General features: G+C 67.1%; 27 protein-coding genes and 1 pseudogene. 14 read left to right on the forward strand and 14 right to left on the reverse strand.

Translation table 11 applies throughout. The features are described from left to right. From A7G45_RS06905 to A7G45_RS06915, 3 genes and pseudogenes are all read right to left on the reverse strand, one after another. A pseudogene (locus A7G45_RS06905) lies at window positions 1-410 on the reverse strand (hypothetical protein); the annotation flags it as partial. Window positions 411-471: 61 nt separating this feature from the next. Beyond that, complete coding sequence (locus A7G45_RS06910; RefSeq protein ID WP_043402363.1) at window positions 472-1,041, reverse strand: orotate phosphoribosyltransferase; 570 nt, start codon at window positions 1,039-1,041, stop codon at window positions 472-474. A gap of 10 nt (window positions 1,042-1,051) precedes the next feature. Continuing rightward, window positions 1,052-1,852: a HugZ family pyridoxamine 5'-phosphate oxidase gene (locus tag A7G45_RS06915; RefSeq protein ID WP_260935211.1), complete on the reverse strand. Its 801-nt coding sequence runs from the start codon at window positions 1,850-1,852 to the stop codon at window positions 1,052-1,054. Between the two features lie 38 nt (window positions 1,853-1,890). Here A7G45_RS06915 and treS point away from each other — a divergent pair, with 38 nt between their 5' ends. Together treS and A7G45_RS06925 are read left to right on the forward strand one after the other, a co-directional pair. Next, window positions 1,891-3,615, forward strand: coding sequence for a maltose alpha-D-glucosyltransferase (gene treS / locus A7G45_RS06920; protein WP_043402370.1), 1,725 nt, complete (start codon window positions 1,891-1,893; stop codon window positions 3,613-3,615). Next, window positions 3,615-4,886 carry a maltokinase N-terminal cap-like domain-containing protein gene (locus A7G45_RS06925; protein ID WP_260935213.1) on the forward strand — a complete coding sequence of 424 codons (1,272 nt, stop codon included), beginning with the start codon at window positions 3,615-3,617 and terminating at the stop codon, window positions 4,884-4,886. The genes treS and A7G45_RS06925 overlap by 1 nt, the downstream gene beginning before the upstream one ends. On the opposite strand, the gene A7G45_RS06930 is transcribed toward A7G45_RS06925, so the two are convergent. From A7G45_RS06930 to A7G45_RS06940, 3 genes are read right to left on the reverse strand one after another with little or no spacing between them, the layout of a single operon-like run. Beyond that, complete coding sequence (locus A7G45_RS06930) at window positions 4,883-5,956, reverse strand: cellulase family glycosylhydrolase (protein WP_260935215.1); 1,074 nt, start codon at window positions 5,954-5,956, stop codon at window positions 4,883-4,885. The genes A7G45_RS06925 and A7G45_RS06930 overlap by 4 nt on opposite strands. 54 nt (window positions 5,957-6,010) lie before the next feature. Further along, on the reverse strand, window positions 6,011-6,304 hold the full coding sequence (locus A7G45_RS06935; protein ID WP_260935217.1) for an SDR family NAD(P)-dependent oxidoreductase: 294 nt from the start codon (window positions 6,302-6,304) through the stop codon (window positions 6,011-6,013). 45 nt (window positions 6,305-6,349) lie between these two features. Then, window positions 6,350-7,015 (reverse strand): TetR/AcrR family transcriptional regulator, encoded by a 666-nt coding sequence (locus tag A7G45_RS06940; RefSeq protein ID WP_260935219.1) that lies wholly within the window; start codon window positions 7,013-7,015, stop codon window positions 6,350-6,352. A 101-nt stretch (window positions 7,016-7,116) separates the two neighbouring features. Here A7G45_RS06940 and A7G45_RS06945 point away from each other — a divergent pair, with 101 nt between their 5' ends. Beyond that, window positions 7,117-7,968, forward strand: a complete 852-nt coding sequence (locus tag A7G45_RS06945) for a hypothetical protein (protein ID WP_260935222.1) — start codon at window positions 7,117-7,119, stop codon at window positions 7,966-7,968. 3 nt (window positions 7,969-7,971) lie between these two features. Beyond that, on the forward strand, window positions 7,972-9,345 hold the full coding sequence (locus tag A7G45_RS06950) for a cytochrome P450 (protein ID WP_260935223.1): 1,374 nt from the start codon (window positions 7,972-7,974) through the stop codon (window positions 9,343-9,345). A gap of 16 nt (window positions 9,346-9,361) precedes the next feature. Here the strand turns inward: A7G45_RS06950 and A7G45_RS06955 are convergent, their stop codons facing one another. From A7G45_RS06955 to A7G45_RS06965, 3 genes are read right to left on the reverse strand one after another with little or no spacing between them, the layout of a single operon-like run. Then, window positions 9,362-10,102 (reverse strand): ABC transporter permease, encoded by a 741-nt coding sequence (locus A7G45_RS06955; RefSeq protein ID WP_276554991.1) that lies wholly within the window; start codon window positions 10,100-10,102, stop codon window positions 9,362-9,364. Window positions 10,103-10,160: 58 nt separating this feature from the next. Then, the gene (locus A7G45_RS06960; RefSeq protein ID WP_260935227.1) at window positions 10,161-10,982 is read right to left on the reverse strand and encodes an ATP-binding cassette domain-containing protein; all 822 of its coding nucleotides are present in this window, start codon (window positions 10,980-10,982) and stop codon (window positions 10,161-10,163) included. Then, window positions 10,979-11,437 (reverse strand): MarR family winged helix-turn-helix transcriptional regulator, encoded by a 459-nt coding sequence (locus tag A7G45_RS06965; protein ID WP_260935229.1) that lies wholly within the window; start codon window positions 11,435-11,437, stop codon window positions 10,979-10,981. Before A7G45_RS06965 ends, A7G45_RS06960 begins: the two co-directional genes overlap by 4 nt. Window positions 11,438-11,492: 55 nt before the next feature. Here A7G45_RS06965 and A7G45_RS06970 point away from each other — a divergent pair, with 55 nt between their 5' ends. Next, a complete protein-coding gene (locus A7G45_RS06970) occupies window positions 11,493-12,293 on the forward strand; it encodes an enoyl-CoA hydratase/isomerase family protein (RefSeq protein ID WP_260935231.1) in 801 nt (266 codons plus the stop codon). A 26-nt stretch (window positions 12,294-12,319) separates the two neighbouring features. Here A7G45_RS06970 and A7G45_RS06975 read toward each other — a convergent pair whose 3' ends face one another. Further along, a complete protein-coding gene (locus tag A7G45_RS06975) occupies window positions 12,320-12,868 on the reverse strand; it encodes an isochorismatase family protein (protein WP_260935233.1) in 549 nt (182 codons plus the stop codon). Between the two features lie 55 nt (window positions 12,869-12,923). Between A7G45_RS06975 and A7G45_RS06980 the strand changes: the two genes are divergently transcribed. After that, window positions 12,924-13,493 (forward strand): TetR/AcrR family transcriptional regulator, encoded by a 570-nt coding sequence (locus A7G45_RS06980; RefSeq protein ID WP_260935235.1) that lies wholly within the window; start codon window positions 12,924-12,926, stop codon window positions 13,491-13,493. On the opposite strand, the gene A7G45_RS06985 is transcribed toward A7G45_RS06980, so the two are convergent. Then, the gene (locus A7G45_RS06985) at window positions 13,470-14,096 is read right to left on the reverse strand and encodes a TetR/AcrR family transcriptional regulator (RefSeq protein ID WP_043402388.1); all 627 of its coding nucleotides are present in this window, start codon (window positions 14,094-14,096) and stop codon (window positions 13,470-13,472) included. The two genes, A7G45_RS06980 and A7G45_RS06985, sit on opposite strands and share 24 nt — an antisense overlap. A gap of 103 nt (window positions 14,097-14,199) precedes the next feature. Here A7G45_RS06985 and A7G45_RS06990 point away from each other — a divergent pair, with 103 nt between their 5' ends. Both A7G45_RS06990 and A7G45_RS06995 read left to right on the forward strand, forming a co-directional pair. Next, complete coding sequence (locus A7G45_RS06990) at window positions 14,200-15,543, forward strand: cytochrome P450 (protein WP_260935237.1); 1,344 nt, start codon at window positions 14,200-14,202, stop codon at window positions 15,541-15,543. A 9-nt stretch (window positions 15,544-15,552) separates the two neighbouring features. After that, entirely contained in the window at window positions 15,553-16,371 is an 819-nt protein-coding gene (locus tag A7G45_RS06995) for an alpha/beta fold hydrolase (protein ID WP_260935238.1), read from the forward strand. Between the two features lie 45 nt (window positions 16,372-16,416). On the opposite strand, the gene msrA is transcribed toward A7G45_RS06995, so the two are convergent. Beyond that, window positions 16,417-16,920 carry a peptide-methionine (S)-S-oxide reductase MsrA gene (msrA, locus tag A7G45_RS07000; RefSeq protein WP_260935240.1) on the reverse strand — a complete coding sequence of 168 codons (504 nt, stop codon included), beginning with the start codon at window positions 16,918-16,920 and terminating at the stop codon, window positions 16,417-16,419. Window positions 16,921-17,012: 92 nt separating this feature from the next. Between msrA and A7G45_RS07005 the strand changes: the two genes are divergently transcribed. The 3 genes from A7G45_RS07005 (at window position 17,013) to A7G45_RS07015 (ending at window position 19,426) form a co-directional block, all read left to right on the forward strand. Beyond that, window positions 17,013-17,525 (forward strand): nuclear transport factor 2 family protein, encoded by a 513-nt coding sequence (locus tag A7G45_RS07005; RefSeq protein WP_260935242.1) that lies wholly within the window; start codon window positions 17,013-17,015, stop codon window positions 17,523-17,525. Then, the gene (locus A7G45_RS07010; protein ID WP_260935243.1) at window positions 17,489-18,541 is read left to right on the forward strand and encodes an NAD-dependent epimerase/dehydratase family protein; all 1,053 of its coding nucleotides are present in this window, start codon (window positions 17,489-17,491) and stop codon (window positions 18,539-18,541) included. Before A7G45_RS07005 ends, A7G45_RS07010 begins: the two co-directional genes overlap by 37 nt. Before the next feature lie 63 nt (window positions 18,542-18,604). Further along, window positions 18,605-19,426, forward strand: coding sequence for a class I SAM-dependent methyltransferase (locus A7G45_RS07015; protein ID WP_260935245.1), 822 nt, complete (start codon window positions 18,605-18,607; stop codon window positions 19,424-19,426). 16 nt (window positions 19,427-19,442) lie between these two features. On the opposite strand, the gene A7G45_RS07020 is transcribed toward A7G45_RS07015, so the two are convergent. Beyond that, a complete protein-coding gene (locus A7G45_RS07020; protein ID WP_043402412.1) occupies window positions 19,443-19,913 on the reverse strand; it encodes an SRPBCC family protein in 471 nt (156 codons plus the stop codon). Window positions 19,914-20,062: 149 nt separating this feature from the next. Here A7G45_RS07020 and A7G45_RS07025 point away from each other — a divergent pair, with 149 nt between their 5' ends. The 3 genes from A7G45_RS07025 (at window position 20,063) to A7G45_RS07035 (ending at window position 22,012) form a co-directional block, all read left to right on the forward strand. Then, the gene (locus A7G45_RS07025) at window positions 20,063-20,641 is read left to right on the forward strand and encodes a chitin-binding protein (protein WP_260935247.1); all 579 of its coding nucleotides are present in this window, start codon (window positions 20,063-20,065) and stop codon (window positions 20,639-20,641) included. 99 nt (window positions 20,642-20,740) lie between these two features. Then, a complete protein-coding gene (locus tag A7G45_RS07030) occupies window positions 20,741-21,106 on the forward strand; it encodes a DUF427 domain-containing protein (RefSeq protein WP_260938036.1) in 366 nt (121 codons plus the stop codon). A 9-nt stretch (window positions 21,107-21,115) separates the two neighbouring features. Further along, a complete protein-coding gene (locus A7G45_RS07035; protein ID WP_260935250.1) occupies window positions 21,116-22,012 on the forward strand; it encodes a DNA-3-methyladenine glycosylase family protein in 897 nt (298 codons plus the stop codon). 7 nt (window positions 22,013-22,019) lie between these two features. On the opposite strand, the gene aqpZ is transcribed toward A7G45_RS07035, so the two are convergent. Beyond that, on the reverse strand, window positions 22,020-22,724 hold the full coding sequence (gene aqpZ, locus A7G45_RS07040; protein WP_260935251.1) for an aquaporin Z: 705 nt from the start codon (window positions 22,722-22,724) through the stop codon (window positions 22,020-22,022). Window positions 22,725-23,202: the final 478 nt, after the last annotated feature.

Here is a 23,202-nt window from a genome sequence, read left to right on the forward strand (position 1 = left end):
GTCGTGGTCGTCGTCGTGGTGGTTGTCGTCGCCGGTTCTACCGGTGCCGGCTGGTCAGAATCGGAATCCTTGCGGGTGGCCAGGACCACCAGCGAGACGACGAGGGCGACCACCGCCACCGCCACCACGATCAGCAGCGTCCGGGCATCTTTCGTGCGATACCAGGGCGGCGGCGGTTCGCGGAAACGCCAGGTGTTGGTGTTGAACGCGTCGAACGTGTCGCCGGTCGGCTCCGGTTCGGGGATGACGAACGAGCCGGTCGTCGGGCCGGCAAACGGTCCGGTGCCGTGCGGGCCAGGGTCGACGGCGCGGAACGGATCGGTGTCCGGGTCGCCGCCGGTCGCCTCAGCGGGTGATTCCAGCACGCCACCCGGCGATGGATCGCGCTCTGGGTCGTCGCTGTCAGCCACCTTCCAGATGCTAGGGGTGGCTCGCGCCAATTGCTCGGTATCGGCGCGCGTGTCCCAAGCTTTAGACGTCCTGGACCGGTTCGATGCCCAAATCGCGGTAGCTGACCAGTGCGGCAAACGGCACGCCACGCTTGGCGAAACGCTCGGTGGCGATGTCGCCGCGGTCGACCATCGGGATGACACCGGTGACGACAGCGCCGACGGAGGTGACGCGCTCGTAGGCGATTTCGGTCGAGCCACCGGTGCTGATCACGTCGTCGACGAGCAGCACCCGGGTGCCGGGCTCGATGCGGGTGCCCTCGATCCACTGCTCGCGGCCGCGGGCCTTCTGTTCCTTGCGGACCGAGAACCAGGCCTTGCCGGTGACCATCGCGACGCCGTGCGCCAACGGGTCGGCGCCCATGGTCAGGCCGCCGACCGCGTCGAACTCGATGCCGCGCAGGGCGGCGAGTTCAGCCACGGCCTTGCTGACGACCGTCAGGCTGACGCCGTTGTCGATGGCGAACTTGCCGTCGATGTAGTCGTGGCTGAGCTGCCCGCTGGCCAGCCGGAACGGCTCCTCGCGGCGCTCGTAGCCGCGGGTGCGGATCAGGTCGAATGCGGCTTCCCAGCTCTGCGGGCGATCAGACATGATGCGAATCCTAAACCTGGCGGGACAGTCGAGCCAATTCGACTGTCGCTGAACGTAATTCGTCGATGGACTGCAGCGGCTGCGCGTATCCGATGCGGGTGTAGGCCATGCCGCGAGCGGTGTCGACCCGCAGATCCAGGCCGTATCGGTCAGCGCCGGTGCAGGTCGCGGACTCGGTGTCTGGGTATCCGCCCAGCACCCGGGCCATCGCCGCGAGCGAGTCGGCATGGTCGGCGTTCAGGTGCGCGACGGCCCCGGCGGCCGACGGTGTCACCGGATCCGGCTGGGCCGCAGCGTAATCCGCGCCCGTGGTCGAGTCCATGCGACCGTAGCCACCGACCCACCGGACGCGATCGACGTGCAGCACCCACAGTGCGAAGTCGCTGTAGTCGATGTAGTACTTCGCGGCCGGCACCGCGGCCACGTGGGCGTCCCGGGCGGCGTCACGCTCGGCGCCTTCTGGCCGCGCCACCCGTCCGGCCAACGTGACGCGACCACCGGCCAGGGGGTCCTTGTCGGTGCTGGCCGCAATGATCGAGATGCTGGCCCGCTGGTCGCCGGCGAGGTTGCGGCCGTGCTCGGCCAGATTCGACACGCACAGCACCGGAGCGCCGTCGAGCAGCCCATAGGTCACCATCGACGCCCACGGATCGCCGTCGGCGGTCAGGGTCGCGAGGGTTCCGGTGTTGGTCGAGGCCGCGATGGTGCGGGCCTCTTCGGCGGCCGAGGGCCGGGTCGGATTGACGATTTCAGCCAACGGCGGCGGGATCGTCGGGGCATCACCTGGGTCACCATGATCGCGTGTCGCCACGTTTGCACCCTACTGCGACGCGGGTACGTTGGTTGTCGATGGACGCCTCCAACGGTGGCGTGGAACATCCAAGCGCCGCGGACTTCGGACATGCGCGGGTCCTCCCCGAGGACCGCACCTGGTTCAAGCGCGCGGTTTTCTATGAGGTGTTGGTCCGCGCCTTCTACGACTCAGACGCTGACGGCTCAGGCGACCTCCGGGGTCTGACCGAACGACTCGACTACTTGAAATGGCTTGGTGTCGACTGCATTTGGTTGCCGCCGTTCTACGATTCGCCGCTGCGCGACGGCGGTTACGACATCCGCGACTTCTACAAGGTGCTGCCCGAATTCGGCACCGTCGAGGACTTCGTCGCCCTGCTCGACGCCGCGCACCGGCGCGGCATCCGCGTCATCACCGACCTGGTGATGAACCACACCTCGGACACCCACGCGTGGTTCCAGGAGTCCCGCCGCGACCCCACCGGGCCCTATGGCGATTACTACGTCTGGAGCGACACCAGTGAGAAGTACACCGACGCGCGCGTCATCTTCGTCGACACCGAGGAATCCAACTGGACCTTCGACGCGGTGCGCAAGCAGTTCTACTGGCACCGATTCTTCTCCCACCAGCCCGACCTGAACTACGACAACCCTGCCGTGCAGGAAGCGATGATCGACGTGCTGCGCTTCTGGCTGGGCCTCGGCATCGACGGCTTCCGCTTGGACGCGGTGCCGTACCTGTTCGAGCGCGAGGGCACCAACTGCGAGAACCTGCCCGAGACCCATGCCTTCCTCAAGCGCTGCCGCAAGGTGATCGACGACGAGTTCCCGGGGCGGGTGCTGCTGGCGGAGGCCAATCAATGGCCTGCGGACGTCGTCGCATATTTCGGCGATCCGGAGACGGGCGGCGACGAATGCCACATGGCCTTCCATTTCCCGTTGATGCCAAGGATTTTCATGGCGGTCCGCCGGGAGTCCCGCTTCCCGATCTCGGAGATTCTGGCCCAGACCCCACCCATACCCGACCTCGCTCAATGGGGCATCTTCCTGCGCAACCACGACGAGCTGACCCTGGAGATGGTCACCGACGAAGAGCGCGACTACATGTACGCCGAGTACGCCAAGGACCCGCGGATGAAGGCCAACGTCGGCATCCGCCGGCGCCTGGCGCCGCTGCTGGAGAACGATCGCAACCAGACTGAACTGTTCACTGCGATGCTGCTGTCACTGCCCGGCTCGCCGGTGCTGTACTACGGCGACGAGATCGGGATGGGCGACATCATCTGGCTGGGTGACCGGGACGGCGTGCGGACCCCGATGCAGTGGACGGCCGACCGCAATGCCGGGTTCTCCACCGCCAACCCCGGGCGGCTGTACGTGCCGCCGAGCCAGGACCCCGTGTACGGCTATCAGGCGGTGAATGTCGAAGCGCAGCGCGACAGCACGAATTCCCTGCTCAACTGGACGCGCACCATGCTCGCGGTGCGGCGGCGACACGACGCGTTCGCCGTCGGCTCCTTCCGCGAACTCGGGGGGCCCAACCCGTCGGCGCTGACGTACGTGCGTGAACTCGACGGTGACACCGTCTTGTGCGTCAACAATCTCTCCCGTTTCCCGCAGCCGATCGAACTGAACCTGCAGCATTGGAACGGCTACACCCCGGTTGAACTGACCGGCCGGGTTGAGTTCCCCCGAATCGGGGAACTGCCGTATCTGTTGACGCTGCCCGGGCATGGTTTCTACTGGTTCTCGTTGCGTGCGCCCGTCGGTGAGGAGCCGTGATGGATCCACAGTTGACCGAATACCTGACCCAGCAGCGCTGGTATGCGGGCCGCAACCGCGAGTTGACCGGCGCCGAGCCGGCGCTGGTGGTGGCGTTGCGCGACGACGTCGACCTCGTGCTGCTCGACGTCAGCTACGACGACGGCCCCGGCGAGCGGTACCAGCTGGTGCTGCGCCGGCTGGTGGACGGCGATACCGCGTTCGATGCCATGGGTGACCCCGAGGTCGCGAATCTGCTGCTGGGCCTGATCGCGGAGTCGGCGACGGTCGGCCCGGTTGCGTTCGCCTTGGAACCGGGTGCCCGGCTCCCACTGGCGGCGCCGTCGCGGGTGGTCAGCGCCGAGCAGAGCAACACCAGCGTGGTGTTCGGTGAGGCCGCGATCCTCAAGGTGTTCCGCCGCGTGACGTCCGGCGTGAATCCCGACATCGAGCTGACCCGGGTGCTGAGCCGGGCCGGTAGCCCGCATGTGGCGCCGCTGCTGGGGACGATGTCGCTGGAGGGCGGCCCGGAGACGGCATTGGGCATGGTGGCCCGATTCGCCGACAATGCCGCCGAGGGCTGGGACATGGCCGTCGCCAGCACTCGGGATCTGTACGCCGAAGGGGACCTGTACGCCGACGAGGTGGGCGGCGACTTCGCGGGGGAGTCGGAACGGCTGGGACAGGCCGTCGCGGCGGTGCACGCCACGCTGGCCGCCGAGCTGGGCACCGCCACCGCGCTGTTCCCGGTGGCGACGATGCTGGAGCGGCTGGCAGAGGTGACGGCGTCGGTGCCACAGGTCCGCGAGTTCGCCGCGGCGATCGAGGCGCGCTACCGCGCGCTTGAGGGGCAGCCGATCACGGTGCAGCGGATTCACGGCGACCTGCACCTGGGCCAGGTGCTGCGCACCCCCGAGACCTGGCTGTTGATCGATTTCGAAGGCGAGCCCGGACAGTCGTTGGAGCAGCGCCGGGCACCGGACTCGCCGCTGCGCGACGTCGCGGGCGTCCTGCGGTCCTATCAGTACGCGGCGTTCCAGCGGCTGACCGAGGGCGGGGGCAACGACCAGCGGCGCAAGCAGCTCGCCGCGCGCGCCCGCGAGTGGGCCGACCGGAACCGGACGGCGTTCTGCGCGGGCTACGCCGAGGGCGGCGGGACGGACGTCGACGCTGACCTACTGGTCGCCTACGAACTCGACAAGGCGGTGTACGAAGCGGGGTACGAGGCCCGGCACCGGCCGCATTGGTTGGACCTGCCGCTGGGCGCGATCGCGAACATCGTCAGCGGTTAGGTCATGGCCTTCACAGCCGCCTGAGCCGGCTTCGGGGTCCAGTCGGAGCGGTAGACGCCGATGGATTCCTCGGGGTTCGAGCTGCCGGTATTGCGGTCGCGGGTGGTGTAGATGTACGCCGGGCCGGCGTAGGGCAGGGTGCGCCACTTGGCCAGGAAGTCGCGGATGTAGTCGGCCTGGGTGGCCTCGTCGACGGCGGAGTTGGGCTCGCCGTACTCGGTGGCCCAGATCTTCTTGCCGCCGTCACCGTTGGCGGCCATGGCCTGGTGGATGCCGTCGGTCTGGCTCAGCGGCGAGTTGGGGACGCCGGCGCCCGCCGAGAACTTGAGGTTGTAGTGGTACGGGTGGAAGGACAGCGCGTCGAACGAACCGGCCGCCCCGGCGCCGTACATGCGCTGGATGAAGGTCACCGGGTCGAGGGTCAGGGAACCGAAGGACACCACGGCGCCGACCACACCGCCGATGACGACCGCGCCGCGATCGGCGGCCTTGATCTTCGGGTACGAGGCCTTGAGCATGTCGGCGTAGACGGCGGGCTCGGGGCCCTGCGGGCCGGACGTCCAGGACATCACGGCGTTGGGCTCGTTCCAGATTTCGTAGGCGTCCACGCGGCCCCGGTAGTGGGCGGCCACCGCGCCGGCGAAATCGCCGAACACCGCGGCGGAGGCCGGCGGGCTGCTGATCGGGAGGGCGCCGGATGCCACCGCCCAGGCCGGTGTCGCGACGATCGCGCCGACCACCGACATGTGGTGGGCGTTGGCTGAACCGACGACGGTGTCGACCTGGCCCCAGTTGAAGCTGCCCTGGGTGCCCTCGATGCCGGCCCACGGAATGATGATGCGGACGGTGCGCACGCCGGTCGCGGACATCAGGTCGAAGGTGTGGTTGATGTCGTCGGCGTTCATGCCGTAGACGTCGGAATCAGCGAAGCCGACGCTGCTGGCCGACTGGCTGATGCCGGTCGGGATGAACGGAATGGTGGCCGGGGCGCCGGCCAGGGTTTCGGTTGCGGCGGCGGAGACCGCCGCGACGGTGAAGACGGCTGCAGCGATCTTGAGGGCGTTGCGCAACGTTCGCTCCAATCTGTGGCCAGGCTTGGCCGATTGGCTCGAACCTAACAGGATTCAGGCCGACGCCGGCAGGACTGATCGATACAGCTTGGGGTCGACGATCATGTCGACGCGGCCGAACCGGGCGCGAGTCAGGGCCAGCACTTGATCGAACTGGCGCCGGTCGTGGGTGTCGGCGGCCAGCGCGTAGACACGATCGGCGGGGTAGCCGTGGGTGATGCGGACGAGTGCGCCGGGCTGCCGGGCGGTGACCACCACTCGGTGTCCGTCAGCCAGCAGGCTGTGGGCGGTGGCCAGTCCCGCGTCGGTGCCGGCGTCCAAGACGACCGCGACGATGCCGTGCTTCATGACAACGAGTCAACCCGCGTCGCCTAGGCGTCAGATGAGAACCGACTAGGTGCTCGAACAGCGTTCGACGAGTGGCCCGATGATCGCCTCGAGGTAGCGCTCGCGCCCACCGCAAGCGGAGTCGACATATCCGGCGTCCGGTACGAGCACCAGTGACATGACCACGCGTATCACGACATCGGCGACGAAATCGGCAGGGCCCGGCGACAGCGGGTCTGCGAGATGTTGATCCTGCAGCAGGTGTGAGAGGAAAATTCGGCCCAGCGTCTGGCCGGGGCGGTCGCCGTCGCGCCACAGCTGGATGACCGCCTCGGGCTCCACTTGGACGAAGCGAAGTACCGCAGGCATTTTCGTCGAGTGGACGACCAGGCTGGCGCCCACGGCTGTCGCGCATTCCAGCGCTGTGGTTGCTGCTTGGGCTTTTTGCGCCACGTCACGCAGCACCGTGGCGACGCCGCGCCGATTGGCGGCGTGCAGCAGATTCTGTTTGCTCCCGAAGCGCCGGAACACCGTTTTGCGCGACATCTGCGCGCGCTTGGCGACCAGATCGATGGTCAGCGCTTGTTCTCCGTGTGTGCCCAGCACGTACATCGTGGCGTCGAGGATCTTGACGTCCGACGCGGTCAATTCAGGCTCGGTGGCATCGGTGTCACCCAACAGAGCCAGGGCGATCAGCGCCTCCGGTCCGTCAGATGGCTCGTCAGCGGGCATGCGACCGATGATGTCACGGCGCTTTTCGCCGGCACTCGAACGCGCTCGAGTTGGGTATTGACTAATGTCCCTCATTGAGTGACTCTAGGGACATGGTTATGGTGACAACAGATGTAGTCAAACTGGCCGGCGCGTTGTCGCCGGGTGAGGGTGGGGTGCCGGTCGCGCCGGTGCTGCACGCCAATCAGGCGATGGCGTGGCTGATCCATGTCGCGGCGTACGGCGGCTTTGCCGCCGCGTTGGGGTGGGCATTGTGGCGCCTGGCGCGGCGACGCGAGGTCCTACCGTTGGTGCTGGTGATCGCCGGCACGGTCGCGGCGAACATTGAACCGCTCGGCGATTTCGTCGGCGCCATCGTTTATGCCAACGACATCCCGTGGTTCGGCTACACGGTGATGGGCCATCGCATGCCGGCATTCATCTTGGTCGGTGCTTCGACCTACGTGGCGTTCGGCGGCTACCTGGCGTATCGGTACCTACAGAACGGTAGGTCCCTGCGGGACATCTTCGTGCTGTCCGCGGTGTATGTCGGGATTCCGGAAATCGTGCTGGAAATGGCCTGGCACCACTTCGGCATCATCGCCTACTACGGAGACAATCCGACGCGGGTGCTCGGCATTCCGCTGTACTCGATCGTGCAGAACACGACACTCTTGCCGGTGTACGGCGTGGTGATCTACTTCGCCGCGAAATACCTTACGGGCGCGCGGATTTGGTGGCTGGTGCTCTTCATTCCGGCAACCACCATCGGGTACATCGTCGGGGTGAGCTGGCCTGCCTACCAGGCCGTGCAATCGTCCGCGCCGGCACCGGTCGTATGGGCCGCCGCCGCGATGGTGATCGCCACCTCGATCAGTGCCACCTATGCGCTGCTGCAGATACCGGAACTGCGACAACTCCGCGATGAACACGCGCGTGGCCGCCACGGCGTCTTGTCTGTCAGCGGGGTCTGAGGCATGTCAGTTATGTTGCCGCAGGAGACATCTGGACTCAGCGCTCCGCCACCCGGGCCGACCGGCGTCGGAAAGTACGCGACTCTCGCGCACCTGCTGCGCGACCCGTGGTTCTACCCGCTGGAGCTGACGAAGAAATTCGGCGACGTCGTCACCGTTCCCGCACCGTTCGCCAAGGTCGTGTACATCAGCCATCCGGACCACATCGATCACATTCTGGTCAAACATGCTGACAGGTACCGACGTTCGGACATGGTGGCAGCGCAGATGGTTCCGCCGGAATTGGGGCACAACTTCTTCGCCTTCGCGGACGACGCCGAATGGCAGCGCGGGCGGTCGTTGTATCGACCCAGTTTCACCCACAAGAACCTGGGTGCACTCGGGGATCTGTTTACCCAATCGATCAGCGAGCAAGTCGGTGGCTGGGCCGATGCGGCCGGCCACGACGGCGTCGTCGACATCGAAGAAAAGACCCGTGAACTCGCGTTGGCGGCACTGTTCAATGCGATGTTCGACGAGTACCTGTCGCCGCGGCTACTGGGGTTGTCCAGCAGCATTGCGATACCGGTCATGCTCGCCACCACCGTGCGCGTGGCGATGTCGTCATTGCCGGGTTGGGTGCCAAGGCCGTTCCAGCGCAAGGCCGCGGCACTGCTCAACGCCGGATTGGCTGCCGCCGACCACGTGATCGAGACCCGCCGGCGGCACCCCACGGGACGCGCGGACATCCTCAGTCTGTTGGTGAACGCCACCTACGACGACGGCACACCGTTGGAGAACGAGAAGATCGCCACAGAGATGATGGGCATGGTCGTCGGCGGCCACGAGACGACGGCGGCCGCACTGGCGTGGACGTTCGCGCTGCTGGCCCAGCATCCCGACATCGAGGAGCGGGTGGTCGCCGAGGTCGATGCGCTGGGGTCCGGCCGCGTGACATTCGATGACATGAGCAAGCTGCCGTTCGTGCGGGCCTGTTTCGACGAAGCGCAACGCATGCAGGGCGGTCTGGTGATCAATCCCAAGACCGCGGTGGTCGACGATGAGATCGGTGGCTACCACATCGCAAGCGGGACAACGGTTCTGTACTCGTCGCTGGCAATGCAGCACGACCCCAGGTTCTGGTCGGAACCGCACCGATTCAACCCGGACCGGTTCAAGGACACCGCCAATAACGATGTGCGCGCCTTTGTCCCGTTCGGCCGCGGGCAGCGCATGTGCCTGGGCAAGAACATGGCCTACATCGAAGGGGTGCTGACCATCGCGACCGCCTATCGGCGGTACCGGTTGACTCTCGAGCCGGGATACCGGATACGGCGCCAGTACCGGATGTCGATGGGGCTCAAGGGTGGATTGCCGATGACGGTCGTGCCGCGATGATCCCTCGGCGGGTGTGTCATCGGACCAGGCGGCGCAGCAGCGCCGATGCCGCGGCGATGCCGAGCACCGCGGCGACGGCCAGGACCGTGACGTCCAGCAGGGTGTTGCCCGGGGTGCCCAGCAGTAGCGAGCGCAGGGCGTTCACCTCATAGGACAGCGGGTTCACGGTGGACAACGCGTGCAGCCAGCCCGGCATGATGTCCACCGGATACAGCGCGTTGGAGGCGAAGAACAGCGGCATGGTGATGGCCTGGCCGATGCCCATCAGGCGGTCGCGGTTACGGACCAGTCCCGCCAAAGTCATTGACAGGCAGGAGAAGAACGCCGACCCGAGCATCACCACCGCCATGGCGGCCAGGATGTGCAGCGGGTTGAAACTCAGGTGGATGCCCATCAGCAGGGCGATCACCAGTACCCCGATCACCTGGGCTATCGATCGGACTCCCGCCGCGAAGGCCTTGCCCGTGATGAGTGCCGAGGCCGGCGACGGGGTGACCATCAGCTTGGCCAGGATGCCGGCATCGCGGTCCCACACGATCTGGATGCCGTAGAAGATCGAGATGAACAGTGCCGACTGCGCGATGATGCCGGGCGCCAGGAACGACAGATACGGCACGTTGCCCGTATTGATGACGTGCAACCGCGAGAAGGTCTGGCCGAAGATCAACAGCCACAAGGCAGGCTGAATGGTCCGGGTGACCAGCTCCGTGCGGTCGTAGCGGAGCTTCTGCAGTTCGACCAGTGCGAACGCGCCCATGCGGCGGGCCAGGCCGGCGACACGCTTGGCGCCGCGGGGCGCGAGGACCAGTGCGACGTCAACTGACACGGCGGGCCGTCTTCCTGCCGGCGCGGACCTCCCGCAGGGACTGACGGTCGTCGTCTCCTGCGCTGTCTCCCGACAGGTCCGACTCGGCATAGTGCCGGAACACGTCCTCGAGACTGGCCGACGGGCCGAGTTGTGCTTTCAGATCCGTGGGGGAGCCGACGGCCTGCAGCGTGCCGCGGTGCATCAGGGCCACCCGGTCGCACAACGCGTCGGCCTCCTCCATGTAGTGAGTGGTGAGCAGAACCGTCATGCCGAACTCCTGCTGCATATTCGCCACCTGGGTCCAAACGCTGTCGCGGGCAATGGGATCCAGGCCGACCGTCGGCTCATCGAGGATCAACAGCGAGGGCCGGTTCACCAGGGCCTGCGCCAACTCGAGCCGGCGGACCATGCCGCCGGAGAACGTCTTGGCGGGGCGATCGGCGACCTCGAGCAGCTGCATGGCACGGAGTGCGTCGTCGACCCTGGCTCGGCGCTCCCGCCGCGGCACGTCGTACAGGCGCGCGAACAGGTCGACATTCTGGCGCCCGGTGAGGGCGGACTCGATCGAAAGCTGTTGCGGCACATAACCGAGGTTCTGGCGGATGTCCATGGTGCGGCGTCTCGTGTCGAGTCCGAAGATGCGGACCTGCCCGTCCTGCACCGGCGTCAGAGTGGTGAGCAGCCGCACCAGCGTGGTCTTGCCGGCCCCGTTGGGACCCAGTAACCCCATGGTTTCGCCCACGGCGACGGTCAGACTCAGGTCGTCGATCGCGGTGAAGTCGCCGTAGTGGTGGGTGACGTGGTCGCATTCGATGGCGGGAGTGCTCATGGCTGACTCTCCTGAAGCATGCGGGTCATCTCGGCCAGAACGTTCAATCCTTTTGTCAGATCGTCGATCTGCTCGTCGTCGAGTTGGTTCAGCACAGCGCCGAGTGCCGACCGGCGGGCGGCACGGGTCTGGTCGGCGAGTTGTTGAGCAGGTTCGGTCAGTTGGAGCCGGCCGATCCGGCGGTCGCCGGGGTCGGTGCTGCGAACCAGGAGGTTGTCGGCGGTCAGCTTCGAAACCAGCGTCGACGCGGTGTTGGCGGCCAGACCCAGTTCCTCTGCGGCCTCGCGTACCGAGATGCCGGGCTGACGGCCGACGAGCCGGAGCAGCTCGGCCTGTGACTGGGTGACGCCCGCGAAGCTCCCTCCGGCGGTCCGGCGCAGTTGCCTGCGGAACCGGCCGACGGTGTGGAACAGGTCGGTGGCGAGGTCGGCGGTGAGGTCAACGCGGGCGGGCACATGTCCACAATACCTCTGTTGCAGAGGTATTGCAGCGGCGTGGTTTACTCGGGCGGTGTTCCCCGGATACCGCACGTTGCTGACGGAGCTCGACGGCGGTGTGGTCACGCTGACGCTGAACCGGCCGGAGCGGCGCAACGCTTTTGGCGACGGGATGCGTGACGAACTCGCCGACGCTTACACCCGCTGCAACGAGGCCGACGACGTCCGCGTCATCGTGCTGACCGGGGCGCCGCCGGCGTTCTGCGCCGGTGCCGACCTGGCCGCGGGAGACCAGACATTCGCCGAGCCCGGCCCGGAGTTCAGTGCGGCCGGTATCCCGGTCCCGGCGTGGTCGTTGAGCAAGCCGGTCATCGCGGCGGTCAATGGGCACGCCATCGGGTTGGGGCTGACCCTGGCACTGCAGTGCGATATTCGGATCTTCGCCGCAGATGCGCGCTACGGCGTAGTGCAGGTGCGCCGCGGCGTGGTCGGCGACGCCTACTCGCACTGGGCGCTGCCCCGTCTGGTCGGCATCGCGCGGGCCGCCGAAATCCTTTTGACCGGAGCAACTTTCGATGGTCACCGCACGGCGGAGCTGGGCATCGCCAGCCGGGTGCTGCCCGCCGATGAGGTGCTGCCGGCCGCTCTGGCGGTGGCCCGTGACATCGCGGACAACACCGCGCCGATGTCGGTGGCGGCCAGTAAGCGGCTGCTCTGGGATTCCTTCGAGCTGTCGCGGTACGAGGTGGGGGAGCGGGAGACCGAGATTCACCGCGCGGTGATGGCACACGACGACGCGAAGGAAGGCGTGCGGGCCATGCAGGCGGGGCGGCTGCCGCGGTGGTCGGGCCGGCCGGTGGATCCGACGCGCTAGGGGCGAGCGGAGCGACGGGAAGGGCTTCAGGCCACTGTCACGCCGGAATCTTTCAGGGCAGCAATGGCATTCGCGGTGCCGTCGGCAGACACGCCGGCGGTGTAGTCGAGCAGGACTCGGGTACGGAACCCGGCCTTGGCGGCGTCGGCCGCCGTCGCCTTGACGCAGTAGTCGGTGGCGATACCGACCACGTCGACCTCGTCGACACCACGGGCGTGCAGCCAGTCCGCCAGCGGAGTGCCTGCGCCATCGGCTCCTTCGAACCCGCTGTAGGCCGCGGAGTACCGGCCTTTGCGGAAGACGGCCTCGACCGCGGTCACATCCAGATCGGGGTGGAACTGCTCGCCCGGGGTTCCGGCGACACAGTGCGGCGGCCACGACGTCAGGTAGTCGGGTTCGTCGGAGAAATGCGCACCGGGGTCGATGTGATGGTCGGCCGTGGCCACGACGTGCTGATACTCGCGCGCGCCCAGCAGACCGGTGATCGCGCGGGCCACGGCGCCGCCGCCGGACACCGCGAGGGAACCGCCCTCGCAGAAGTCGTTCTGCACGTCGACGACGATCAACGCCCGCATGTGTCCACGGTAGACCGGTTGCTGCGCAACGTCCGGTGCCGTAGCGTCCGGACACGTGTCTGAACAGGCGCTTGAGCCCACCCGGCGCCGGTTGACGGCCAAACAGGCCGATACGGTCGACCGGCTGAGCCGCGCCGCCCTCGATCTGCTGCGCCGCGATGGCTTTGCGGGTCTGACGGTCCGCCGGGTCGCGGCCGATGCCGGCGTCGGCGCGGCGACCGCCTATACCTACTTCTCGTCGAAGGAACACCTGGTCGCCGAGGTGTTCTGGCGCCGGTTGGCGGCCTCGCCGGCCGCGGCGCACGACTCCGACGACCCTGCCACCCGGGTGACCGAGGTGCTGCGGCACATCGCGCTGCTGGTGATCGACGAGCCGGAGTTCGCGGGGGCCGTGACCAACGCGCTGCTCGGGCGCGACCCGGACGTCGAGGTGCTGCGCCAGTGCATCGCCCGGGACATTCGCTCCCGGCTGGCGGCGGCGCTCGGCCCGGATGTGGACGAGGACGTCATCGAGTCGCTGGAGATGCTCTATTCAGGCGCGCTGGTCCGCGCCGGGATGGGGTTCACGTCGTACGACGAGATCGCCGAGCGGCTGGAGAAGTCAGCCCGGCTGATGCTGCGCTGACGACCTGGCACCCAGGATCGCGAGCGCCGCGGTGAGCGCGGGCTCGGTGAGATCCGCGACGTCGCGGCCGTCCTCGACGAGCAGTGCGGTGAGCTCGCGAAAACCCCCGAGCAGGATCAGGGCCACCGGCCGGCTGATCGGGGACAGACCCGCGCGCTGAAACCCCGCGCCGCTGCTGAGGTCGACGACCATGTCGGTGAGTTGCTCCATGGCGCGCCGGTTCAACGGCAGCGCCACGTCGCCGAGGGCCGGCGCCTCGCGGATCCAGCTCAGGGTGATCGCGGGCCGGGAGGCGATGTGCGCGACGTACGCGTCGACCGCCCGCCGCACCTGCTGTTCCCAGTCGGCGTCGGGGTCGATGGCCGCGCGGATCCGCGCGATGAGGTCCTCGTTGTTGGAGCGCAGCAGCTCGACGAAACACTCTTCCTTGCTGGCGAACTGGTCGTAGAACGTGCGCTTGGAGGTCTTGGCGTTGCGGACGATGTCGGCGACGGTCGTGTCCCGGTAGCCCCGGGTGGACAGAGAGGTGGCGAGCCCGTCGAGCAGCCGCCCGCGGAACGGCTGCGCACCCGATTGTGCTGCGTTGACCTCGCCGACTGCCATCTGTCTCCCAAAACCCTTGCCTACCTGTGGTACTGGCCGGTACCGTACCGGATAACCCCGTGGTACACCGTGGTACCACGTAATCAGTGGCTTGGAGCGTGCCATGACGGAAACTGTCACCGCCGAACTCACCGAGTGTGCCCCGGCGATCCACTTGCCACCGGCGACCGGAGTCCCCAAGTTTTTCCAGGGGGTGGCGTTCGCGACCAATCGGCGCAAGTTCGTCAACCGCGTGGTTCCACGGGTCGGCCCGGTATTCACCTGTGATGTACCGGTTTTCGGCCGCGCCGTGATGGTGACCGACCCGCAACTGGCCAAGCAGCTGTTCGCGGCTAACTCCGCCGACGTCGGCAACATCCAGCCGAACCTGTCCCGGGTACTCGGCAGCGGATCGGTGTTCGCGCTCGACGGCTCCGAGCACCGGCTGCGCCGCAAGCTGCTGACCCCGCCGTTCCACGGCAAGAGCATCAAGAACTACGAGCGCATCTTCGAAGAGGAGACGCTGCGCGCGGCCGCGTCCTGGCCCGAGGGGAAGTCGTTCCCCACGCTCGAGCCGATGATGCACATCACCCTCAACGCCATCCTGCGCGCGGTGTTCGGGGCTGACGGCCATCATCTCGACGAACTGCGGCGGATCATCCCGCCGTGGGTGACCCTGGGGTCGCGGCTCGCAGTGTTGCCCATGCCGCAGCGGACGTACGGCCGATTCTCACCGTGGGGCCGGCTGGCCGAGTACCGGCGCCAGTACGACGAGGTGGTCGGCAGACTGATCGACGCAGTGGCCGCCGATCCCGATCTCGAGAGCCGCGACGATGTGCTGGCGCTGCTGCTCCGCAGTACCTACGAGGACGGTACGGCGATGTCCCGCAGCGACATTGCCGACGAACTGCTGACGCTGCTCGCCGCCGGCCATGAGACCACCGCGGCCACCCTGGCGTGGGCCTTCGAGCGGATCTCCCGGCACCCCGAGGTGCTGCGGCGGCTCGAAGACGAGGTAAAGACGGGCGAGACCGACGAGTACCGTCAGGCCGTGCTGCTGGAGGTGCAACGCATCCGCACCATCATCGATTTCGCCGGCCGGCACGTGTACGCCCCGGTGTTCCAGCTCGGAGAATGGGGCATTCCGCGCGGCTTCTCGATCATCGTCGCCATCGACCACATGCATGAGGACGCAAAGGAATTCGCCGATCCGGAGCGGTTCAACCCGGAGCGTTTCGTCGGGCACCGGCCGCCGCCGGCGTTCCTGCCGTTCGGCGGCGGCACCAGGCGCTGCGTCGGAGCGGTGTTCGCGCAGGTCGAGATGGACGTCGTGCTGCGGACGGTGCTGCGGCATTTCGCGATTCAGGTCAACAGCGCACCAGGGGAGAAGGTCTTCTCGCGTGGCGTGGCGTATACGCCAAAAGGTGGTGGTCGCGTGACCCTACGCCGCCGCGTCAAGCCGCTGTAGGTTCATGCTGTGACCGAACGGATTTCGCAGTACCGCAACGACGGACTGACCTTCGACGTGGTCGATTCGGGCCCCATCGACGGCGACGTCGTGGTGTTGTTGCACGGCTTTCCGCAGACCGCCGAATCCTGGGCGGCGGTGTCGGCGCTGTTGCACGCCAACGGTTTCCGGACGCTTGCGCCCAACCAGCGCGGCTATTCGCCCGGTGCTCGGCCGAAGGGCCGGCGGCAGTACACGATCCCCAAACTGACCGGTGACGTCGCCGCGCTGATCGACCTGGTCGGTGGACCGGTGCACGTGGTCGGGCACGACTGGGGCGCAGCCATCGCCTGGGCGCTGACCGCGACGAGACCGGAGTTGGTGCGCACCCTGACCGCGGTGTCGGTGCCCCACACGGGTGCCTTCCTGAAGGCGATGGCCGTCGGCACCCAGGCGCTGCACTCGTACTACATGCTGATCTTCCAACTGCCGTGGCTCGGCGAGCGGTTCGCGCAGTTCGCCATGCCGCGCAGCGGAATGACCGATGCGGCGCTGGCCGTCACGCGCGCCGAGGTGTTCGACAGCGGGGCGCTGACGACTGCACTCAACTGGTACCGCGCCATGCCGTTCGTGAACCCGAAATCGGCGTTCACCCCGGTGACCCGGCCGACCACCTACATCTGGAGCGACGGCGACATCGCGCTCGGGCGCAAGGGCGCGCTGCTGACGGAGCAGTACGTCCATGCGCCGTACAAGTTCGAGATCGTGGAGGGCGCCAACCACTGGCTGCCCGATCAGCATCCCGAGCTGGTCGCCCGGCTGATCACCGAGCGCGCCGCCACCGTGTGATTCGTGCACGAAAATCCGCGGCAGGCGCGGAAAATCGTGCACAAATCACGCGCGCTTGGGCAGCTTCCAGCCCGGCCGCGGGAAGTGGCAGGTGTAACCGTTGGGGATGCGCTCCAGGTAGTCCTGGTGCTCGGGTTCGGCCTCCCAGAACGGGACTGCCGGCGTCACCTCGGTGACCACCTTGCCGGGCCACAGGCCAGAAGCGTCGACGTCCGCGATGGTGTCCACGGCGACGCGCTTCTGCTCGTCGTCGGTGTAGAAGATCGCCGAGCGGTAGCTCGTACCGACGTCGTTGCCCTGCCGGTTCACGGTCGACGGGTCATGGATCTGGAAGAAGAACTCCAGCAGCGCCCGGAAGTCGATCTGGCTGGGGTCGTAGGCGATCTCGACGGCCTCGGCGTGGCCGGGGTGGTTGCGATAGGTCGGGTGATCGTTGGTTCCGCCGGTGTAGCCGACCCGCGTGGTCAGCACTCCCGGCTGCTTGCGGATCAGGTCCTGCATCCCCCAGAAGCAGCCGCCCGCCAGGATCGCGGTCGCAGTGTCGGTCATGTACGTCTCCTCGCTTTGACTCCAGAGAACCGAACTCCCGGCGACTGCGCAAGTGCTCGACAAACGTCACTAGAACGTGTTCTAGTTTTCCTGTGACGGGCAACACCTTCAGCCGCGAGGAACTCATCGCGGCATTCGACGTCTTCGAGCAGACCGTGGACCGCGCCGCCCAGACTCGCGACTGGGATCCGTGGACCGACCACTACACCGAGGACGTGCTGTACATCGAGCACGCCATGGGCACCATGCACGGGCGCGAGGAGGTGCGGCCCTGGATCTGGAACACCATGGAGAACTTCCCCGGCAGCTACATGACGTCGTTCCCGTCGCTGTGGAAGGTCTACGACGAGGCCACCGGCCGCGTCATCTGCGAGCTGGACAACCCCATGCGCGATCCCGGCGACGGCACCATCATCGGCGCCACCAACATCTCGATCATGACGTACGCCGGTGACGGCCTGTGGAGCAAGCAAGAAGACATCTACAACCCCATGAAGTTCCTCGAGACCACCATGGCGTGGTGCAAGAAGGCGGAAGCGCTGGGCACGCTGCCTGAGGTGGCGCAGGAATGGATGCGCAAGGTCAGTGGCAGGGGACGCCGGTGACGGTCCTCGTGATCGGGGCCAACGGCTACCTCGGTTCGCATGTGACCCGGCAGCTGGTGGCGGCCGGGCAGGATGTGCGGGTCATGGTGCGGGCCGGCGCCAACACCATCGGCATCGACGACCTCGACGTGACCCGGTACGAGGGCGACATCTGGGACAACGACACCCTCCGGGCCGCGATGACCGGAGCCGACGTCGTCTACTACTGCGTGGTCGACACCCGCGGCTGGCTCCGGGACCCGGCACCGTTGTTCCGCACCAACGTCGAGGGCACCCGGAACGTGCTGAACGTCGCGGTAGAACCCGAAATCGCCTCGGGCCTCAAGAAATTCGTCTTCACCAGCAGCTACGCCACGGTGGGACGCAAGCGTGGCCTCGTCTCCACCGAGGACGACATCGCCGACGAGCGCACGCTGCCGCCGTACGTGCGCTCGCGCGTGCAGGCCGAGAAACTGGTGCTCCAGTACGCCCGCGAGCGCGGGCTGCCGGCCGTCGCGATGTGCGTGTCCACCACCTACGGCGGCACGGACTGGGGCCGCACGCCGCACGGCGCCATCATCGCCGGCGCCGCATTCGGGAAGCTGCCGTTCGTGATGAGCGGCATCGAGCTGGAAGCGGTCGACGTCAACGACGCCGCACGCGCGCTGATCCTGGCGGCCGACAAGGGCCGGCCCGGCGAGCGATACCTGATCTCCGACAAGTTGATCAGCAATGCCGAAGTGGCGCGGATCGCCGCAGCCGAGGCGGGGGTACCGGCGCCGGCCAAGTCGCTCTCGCTGCCGGTGACGTACGCCCTCGCCACCATGGGCACGATCAAAGGCCGACTCAAGGGCAGCGACGAGCACATGTCGCTGGCGTCGCTGCGCCTGATGCGCGCGGAGGCGCCGGTCGACTGCACGAAGGCCAGGAACGAATTGGGTTGGGAGCCAAGGCCGGTGGAGGACGCGGTGCGGGACGCCGCGCGATTCTGGGTCGGCCTCCGAAAGGCCCGCCAAGCCCAGAAATTCAAGGGCTGAACAACGCGCCGTGCGGCGTTAAGTCGTGGCGCAACGGTGTGGGTCACGGTTAGCGTCGAAGCCATGACGGACAGATTGCAGGTGGACCTGACCGGTGCGCCGCAGACCATGCTGGCTACGCTGTACGGCAAGGCGCTCGACGCCGATCTGCCGAACTCGGTGCTGCACGACACCTACGCCAGGGATGTCGTTGCCCGCATCGACTACGACTGGTCGCAGACCACGATCACGGCGGCCAATTCACCGGGGGTCACCCTGCGGTCCGCCTATTTCGACCAGACGGCCCGGCAGTTCTTCGCCGTGCATCCGGAAGCCGTTGTGCTGCATCTGGGTTGCGGGCTGGACAGCAGGTACTACCGGTTGGACCCGGGGCCTGGCGTCGACTGGTACGACATCGACTACCCGGAGGTCGCGGACCTGCGCCGCAAGCTGTATCCGGCCCGCGAGCACTGCCACATCGTGTCCGCGTCGGTGACGGACCCGGCGTGGCTGGCCGATATCCCCACAGATCGCCCGGTGCTGATGCTCGCCGAGGGGCTCACGATGTACTTGAGTGAGGCTGACGGCCAGGCGCTGCTGCGCCGCATCGTGACGCATTTCCCAAGCGGGGAACTGCAATTCGACGCGTTCAGCCGGCTGGGCGTCAAGTTGCAATGGACCAACGGGGTCGTCCGCCGTTCGGGTTCCACGTTGAAATGGGCCATGGACGGCCCAGACGACGTGCTGTCAGTGGTGCCGGGGCTGCGGTTGCTGTCGTGGGTGTCGGCCTTCGACGCCGACGGCTACGACCTGCTGCCGACGGGGCTGCGCGTGATGGCTGCGGTCATGCGCGCCGTGCCCGGTATGCGTTATATGTCGCAGTACCACCGGTATTCGTGGGGCTGACCGCTGAGCCTGACGGCTAGGCGGCTTCGGCGCGCGCCTTCAGGCGCTCGAGCGTCAACCGGATGTTCTCCGCATTGGCCGCGTCGCGGTCCTGCACACCGGTGAGCGTGCTGGCGAACATCTTCAACAGACCGGGCCGGTTGTCCCAGGTGGACTCGACGACGCGGCAGCCGCTCGCCGTCTCGGCGATGTCGTAACGCCAGTGCGCGATGGGCACGATCGAGGACTTCACGGCGAAGCCGAACGTCTTGCCTGGCTCGGCTTCGGTGACGATGCAGCTGGTGGTCCACGTCTTCGAACCGTTGCGGTTGTGCCCCTTGAACACCGATCCGGGGGCAGCCGACGATCCCTTCTGCCACTCCATGGTGTGCGCCTCCTCGGCCAGCGATGCCAGCGTGGGCAAATCGGTGAGCAACGCGTACACAGCTGACGGGCTGGCGGCGATCTCGATGGCAGCGGTGACGGTGGCAGGGCCCTGTGCGGTCATGGGGCGATCGTAGACAGACCGTCAAGGGTTCTGGCAAGCGGTAATTGTCGGCGGCGCAACAAGAATGCGCGATCTTGCCGGTAACTGATTCGGGGTATCCCGGCGATATACCGCGTGACGGCACCTTCCAACGAAGGAGTTGGGTTGATATGAGCAAAAAAACATTCGTGGTAGCGACTGCGCTCACCAGTGGGGTGAGCGCGGCGATTGTGGGATTGGGAGTCAATATCGCGCAGGCGAAGCCTGGACCGCCCTGCCCGCCGATGCAGGTGTGCAACGGTCCCGGCAATGGGCATGGGCCAGGCAGCGGCGGTCCGCCTGGGAACCCCGGCGGACCACCTGGAAACCCTGGGGGCCCACCCGGAAACCCCGGCGGTCCTGGCGGTCCCGGTGGGCCGCCGCCCGGTAACCCGGGCAATCACGATGACTGGCACCCAGGTGATCAGGGGAACTGGCATCCGGGGGACCAGGGCAACTGGCATCCCCGACCCGGCGATCCGGGTCCTGACGACTGGCACTGGCGCCATGGCCCGCCACCATGGGGCCATGGTCCGGGGCCGTGGGGCTGGGGACCGCCGCCGCGACCGCAGATCATCTGGGTGGCGCCGCCGCCGTGGGCACCACCGCCTCCGCCGTTCGATTACTGGGGCTACACCGTGTACCCGGTGTGGGACCCAGGATTCGTGGCGTGGGGTTTCTGGTTCTTCGGCATCTGGATTGCGTTGTAATCCGTCAGTAGTTGCCGTCTGATGACTGGGCCTGTCACTCGTGACAGGCCCAGCGTCATGTCGGGAATCGGCGCTGCCGAGAAAGGTGTTGCAATGAGCATGACCGAGCGCCCCGTGCTGCAGCCCAGTGCGGCTCACCCCATCACGATCACCCCGACCGGCGGGCGCGTCACCGTCACGGTCGACGGACGTGTGGTTGCCGACACGACTGACGCGATCACCTTGCAAGAGTCGAATTATCCAGCGGTGCAATATCTTCCGTTGGCTGATGTCGACCAATCGGTGCTCACCCGGAGCACCACCACCAGCTACTGTCCGTACAAGGGTGACGCCGGCTACTACCACGTCGGCGACGTCGAGGACGCCATCTGGACCTACGAACAGCCGTACCCGGCGGTGGCGGAGATCGCCGGCCGGGTGGCGTTCTATCCGCAGAAGGCCGACATCGTGGTGCGCCCCGCCTAACCTGAATCCGTGCCCACCGCCAGCCTGGTCCTGGACGGCCCGGCCGGCCTGGGCCTGACGTTGTCGCCGCTGCGCCGCGGCGGGTCCGACCCGACCTTCCGGACCGTCGACGGCGTCATCTGGCGCACCAGCCTGATGCGCACCGGCGGGGTGACGGCACGGCTCAGCTCTCCGCGGCTCGATACCGTCGACTGCGAGGTCTGGGGCGACGGCGCCGCCGAGTTCCTCGACCGGTTGCCGGGGCTGATCGGCGCCGACGACGACCCGACGGGATTCGCGCCGACCGAATCGACCATCGCCGAAGCCTGGCGCCGGGCTCCGCACCTGCGGTTGGGCCGGACCGGCCGGGTACTGGAGGCGCTGGTCCCCGCGATCCTCGAACAGCGGGTGCACGGCATCGATGCGTGGAGCGCGTTCCGCAAGCTGACCACCAAGTACGGCGCCCCGCCGCCCGGCCCGGCGCCGGCCGGGATGCGGCTGCCCCCGACCGCTGACGCCTGGCGGCGTGTCCCGTCCTGGGAATTTCACCGGGCCAACGTCGATCCCGGCCGGGCCCGGACCCTGGTCGGCTGCGCGCAGCGGGCCGATGCGCTGGAGCGACTGACGCCGGATACCGCCACGACGGCACTGATGTCGCTGCCGGGCGTCGGGGTCTGGACGGCGGCCGAGACCGTGCAACGCGCCTTCGGCGACGCCGACGCCCTCTCGGTCGGCGATTACCACCTGGCCAAGATGGTCGGCTGGACCCTCTTGGGGCGCCCGATCGATGACGCCGAGATGGTCGAACTGCTGGCACCCTTGCGGCCGCACCGGCATCGGGCGGTGCGGCTGCTGGAGGTCAGTGGCCTGGCGCGCAACCCGAGATTCGGTGCGCGCCAGGCGATTCCAAACCTGAAGGAACTTTAGTCCCGATCTAGTCGTCGGCCTTGCCGAACAGCAGCGGGTAGGCGACACCGGCGACCGCGGCTCCGACCAGCGGTGCCAGCCAGAACGCCCACAGCTGCGTCGGCGCCCCGTTGCCGTTGGAGAACGCCACAGCGGTGGAACGGGCGGGGTTGACCGAGGTGTTGGAGATCGGAATCGAGATCAGGTGGATCAGGGTCAGGGACAGGCCGATGGACAGGCCGGCGAACCCCTTGGGCGCCCGGGCGTCCGTGGAGCCCAGGATCACGAACAGGAACATCGCGGTCAGGACGATTTCGGTGATGAGCACCGACACCAGGCCGAAATGTTCCGGTGAGTGGTCACCGAAACCGTTCGCCGCCATGTTCCCCGTTGCCGACCAGCCCTGCTGCCCGCTGCCGATCCAGTAGATCACCCCGCCTGCGATCAGTCCGCCGACGACCTGAGCGATCCAGTAGGCGGGCAGCGCCTTCCACTCGATCCGGCGGGCCAGCGCCGCACCGAGCGTGACTGCCGGATTGAAATGACCGCCCGAGATGCTGCCGAACGCGTACACGCCCGTCAGTACCGTGAGGCCGAAAGCGATTGCGACACCGAGGAATCCGATGCCGACAGAGGTGTGCTCGCTGGGGTTGGCGGCAAAGACCGCTGCGCCGCAGCCGCCGAGGACGAGCCAGAACGTGCCGACGGCCTCCGCCGCCAATTTGTGTGTCATCGTGGGAGCACTCATTTGGTGAAACCCTCCAGTTCGAGTCGAAAAGCCGGGTCAGCAAACCGCCATTCGAGCGTCCCACCCATTGACCGCGCAGCCCGCCGTCGTTGCTGAACAGCGGCTCAAAGGTGACCGGAGGTTGCTCCGCGGGAGCCCGCGAATCTAAGAATCTGAGCAATCTTTGCAGCAAATAACCATTTGATAACAGCCAGCGGAGATGTGATTTATAGCAAACTTAGATGAGGCGTGGTGACCAGTGGTGCGGGTGGGCGTCGCCCGGGTGTGACGGGAATCGATTAGCGAAAATGCAAGTGCTCCAATAAAATTGGCCCTACCGACGGGTAGCTTTCGAGTGTTGTGAACCACGTTCGCAGCAACCTCATTAGGCCTACCTAAGTTGGCATGTCAGGCCGGGTTTGTCATATCGTTTTGTCTCAATCGAGGCGAGCGGGACGGCCCGTCGTTCAGTGCTGCACGCTGG

Source organism: Mycolicibacterium llatzerense, from assembly GCF_025331195.1.
GTDB classification, from domain to species: Bacteria; Actinomycetota; Actinomycetes; order Mycobacteriales; family Mycobacteriaceae; genus Mycobacterium; species Mycobacterium llatzerense.

What these genes read in the sequence shown, in the direction of transcription:
- A7G45_RS06935 (WP_260935217.1), bottom strand. Translation starts at nt 6,304, where the DNA reads ATGAAGCACGGCATCGTCGCGGTCGTCTTGGACGCCGGCACCGACGCG.
- msrA (WP_260935240.1), bottom strand. Translation starts at nt 16,920, where the DNA reads ATGACCGACACTGCGACCGCGATCCTGGCGGGCGGCTGCTTCTGGGGG.
- A7G45_RS07030 (WP_260938036.1), top strand. Translation starts at nt 20,741, where the DNA reads ATGACCGAGCGCCCCGTGCTGCAGCCCAGTGCGGCTCACCCCATCACG.
- A7G45_RS06925 (WP_260935213.1), top strand. Translation starts at nt 3,615, where the DNA reads ATGGATCCACAGTTGACCGAATACCTGACCCAGCAGCGCTGGTATGCG.
- A7G45_RS06955 (WP_276554991.1), bottom strand. Translation starts at nt 10,102, where the DNA reads ATGGGCGCGTTCGCACTGGTCGAACTGCAGAAGCTCCGCTACGACCGC.
- A7G45_RS07015 (WP_260935245.1), top strand. Translation starts at nt 18,605, where the DNA reads ATGACGGACAGATTGCAGGTGGACCTGACCGGTGCGCCGCAGACCATG.
- A7G45_RS06950 (WP_260935223.1), top strand. Translation starts at nt 7,972, where the DNA reads ATGTCAGTTATGTTGCCGCAGGAGACATCTGGACTCAGCGCTCCGCCA.
- treS (WP_043402370.1), top strand. Translation starts at nt 1,891, where the DNA reads ATGGACGCCTCCAACGGTGGCGTGGAACATCCAAGCGCCGCGGACTTC.
- A7G45_RS06940 (WP_260935219.1), bottom strand. Translation starts at nt 7,015, where the DNA reads ATGCCCGCTGACGAGCCATCTGACGGACCGGAGGCGCTGATCGCCCTG.
- A7G45_RS06975 (WP_260935233.1), bottom strand. Translation starts at nt 12,868, where the DNA reads ATGCGGGCGTTGATCGTCGTCGACGTGCAGAACGACTTCTGCGAGGGC.
- A7G45_RS06910 (WP_043402363.1), bottom strand. Translation starts at nt 1,041, where the DNA reads ATGTCTGATCGCCCGCAGAGCTGGGAAGCCGCATTCGACCTGATCCGC.
- A7G45_RS07025 (WP_260935247.1), top strand. Translation starts at nt 20,063, where the DNA reads ATGAGCAAAAAAACATTCGTGGTAGCGACTGCGCTCACCAGTGGGGTG.
- A7G45_RS06960 (WP_260935227.1), bottom strand. Translation starts at nt 10,982, where the DNA reads ATGAGCACTCCCGCCATCGAATGCGACCACGTCACCCACCACTACGGC.
- A7G45_RS07020 (WP_043402412.1), bottom strand. Translation starts at nt 19,913, where the DNA reads ATGACCGCACAGGGCCCTGCCACCGTCACCGCTGCCATCGAGATCGCC.
- aqpZ (WP_260935251.1), bottom strand. Translation starts at nt 22,724, where the DNA reads ATGACACACAAATTGGCGGCGGAGGCCGTCGGCACGTTCTGGCTCGTC.
- A7G45_RS06985 (WP_043402388.1), bottom strand. Translation starts at nt 14,096, where the DNA reads ATGGCAGTCGGCGAGGTCAACGCAGCACAATCGGGTGCGCAGCCGTTC.
- A7G45_RS07010 (WP_260935243.1), top strand. Translation starts at nt 17,489, where the DNA reads ATGGATGCGCAAGGTCAGTGGCAGGGGACGCCGGTGACGGTCCTCGTG.
- A7G45_RS06990 (WP_260935237.1), top strand. Translation starts at nt 14,200, where the DNA reads ATGACGGAAACTGTCACCGCCGAACTCACCGAGTGTGCCCCGGCGATC.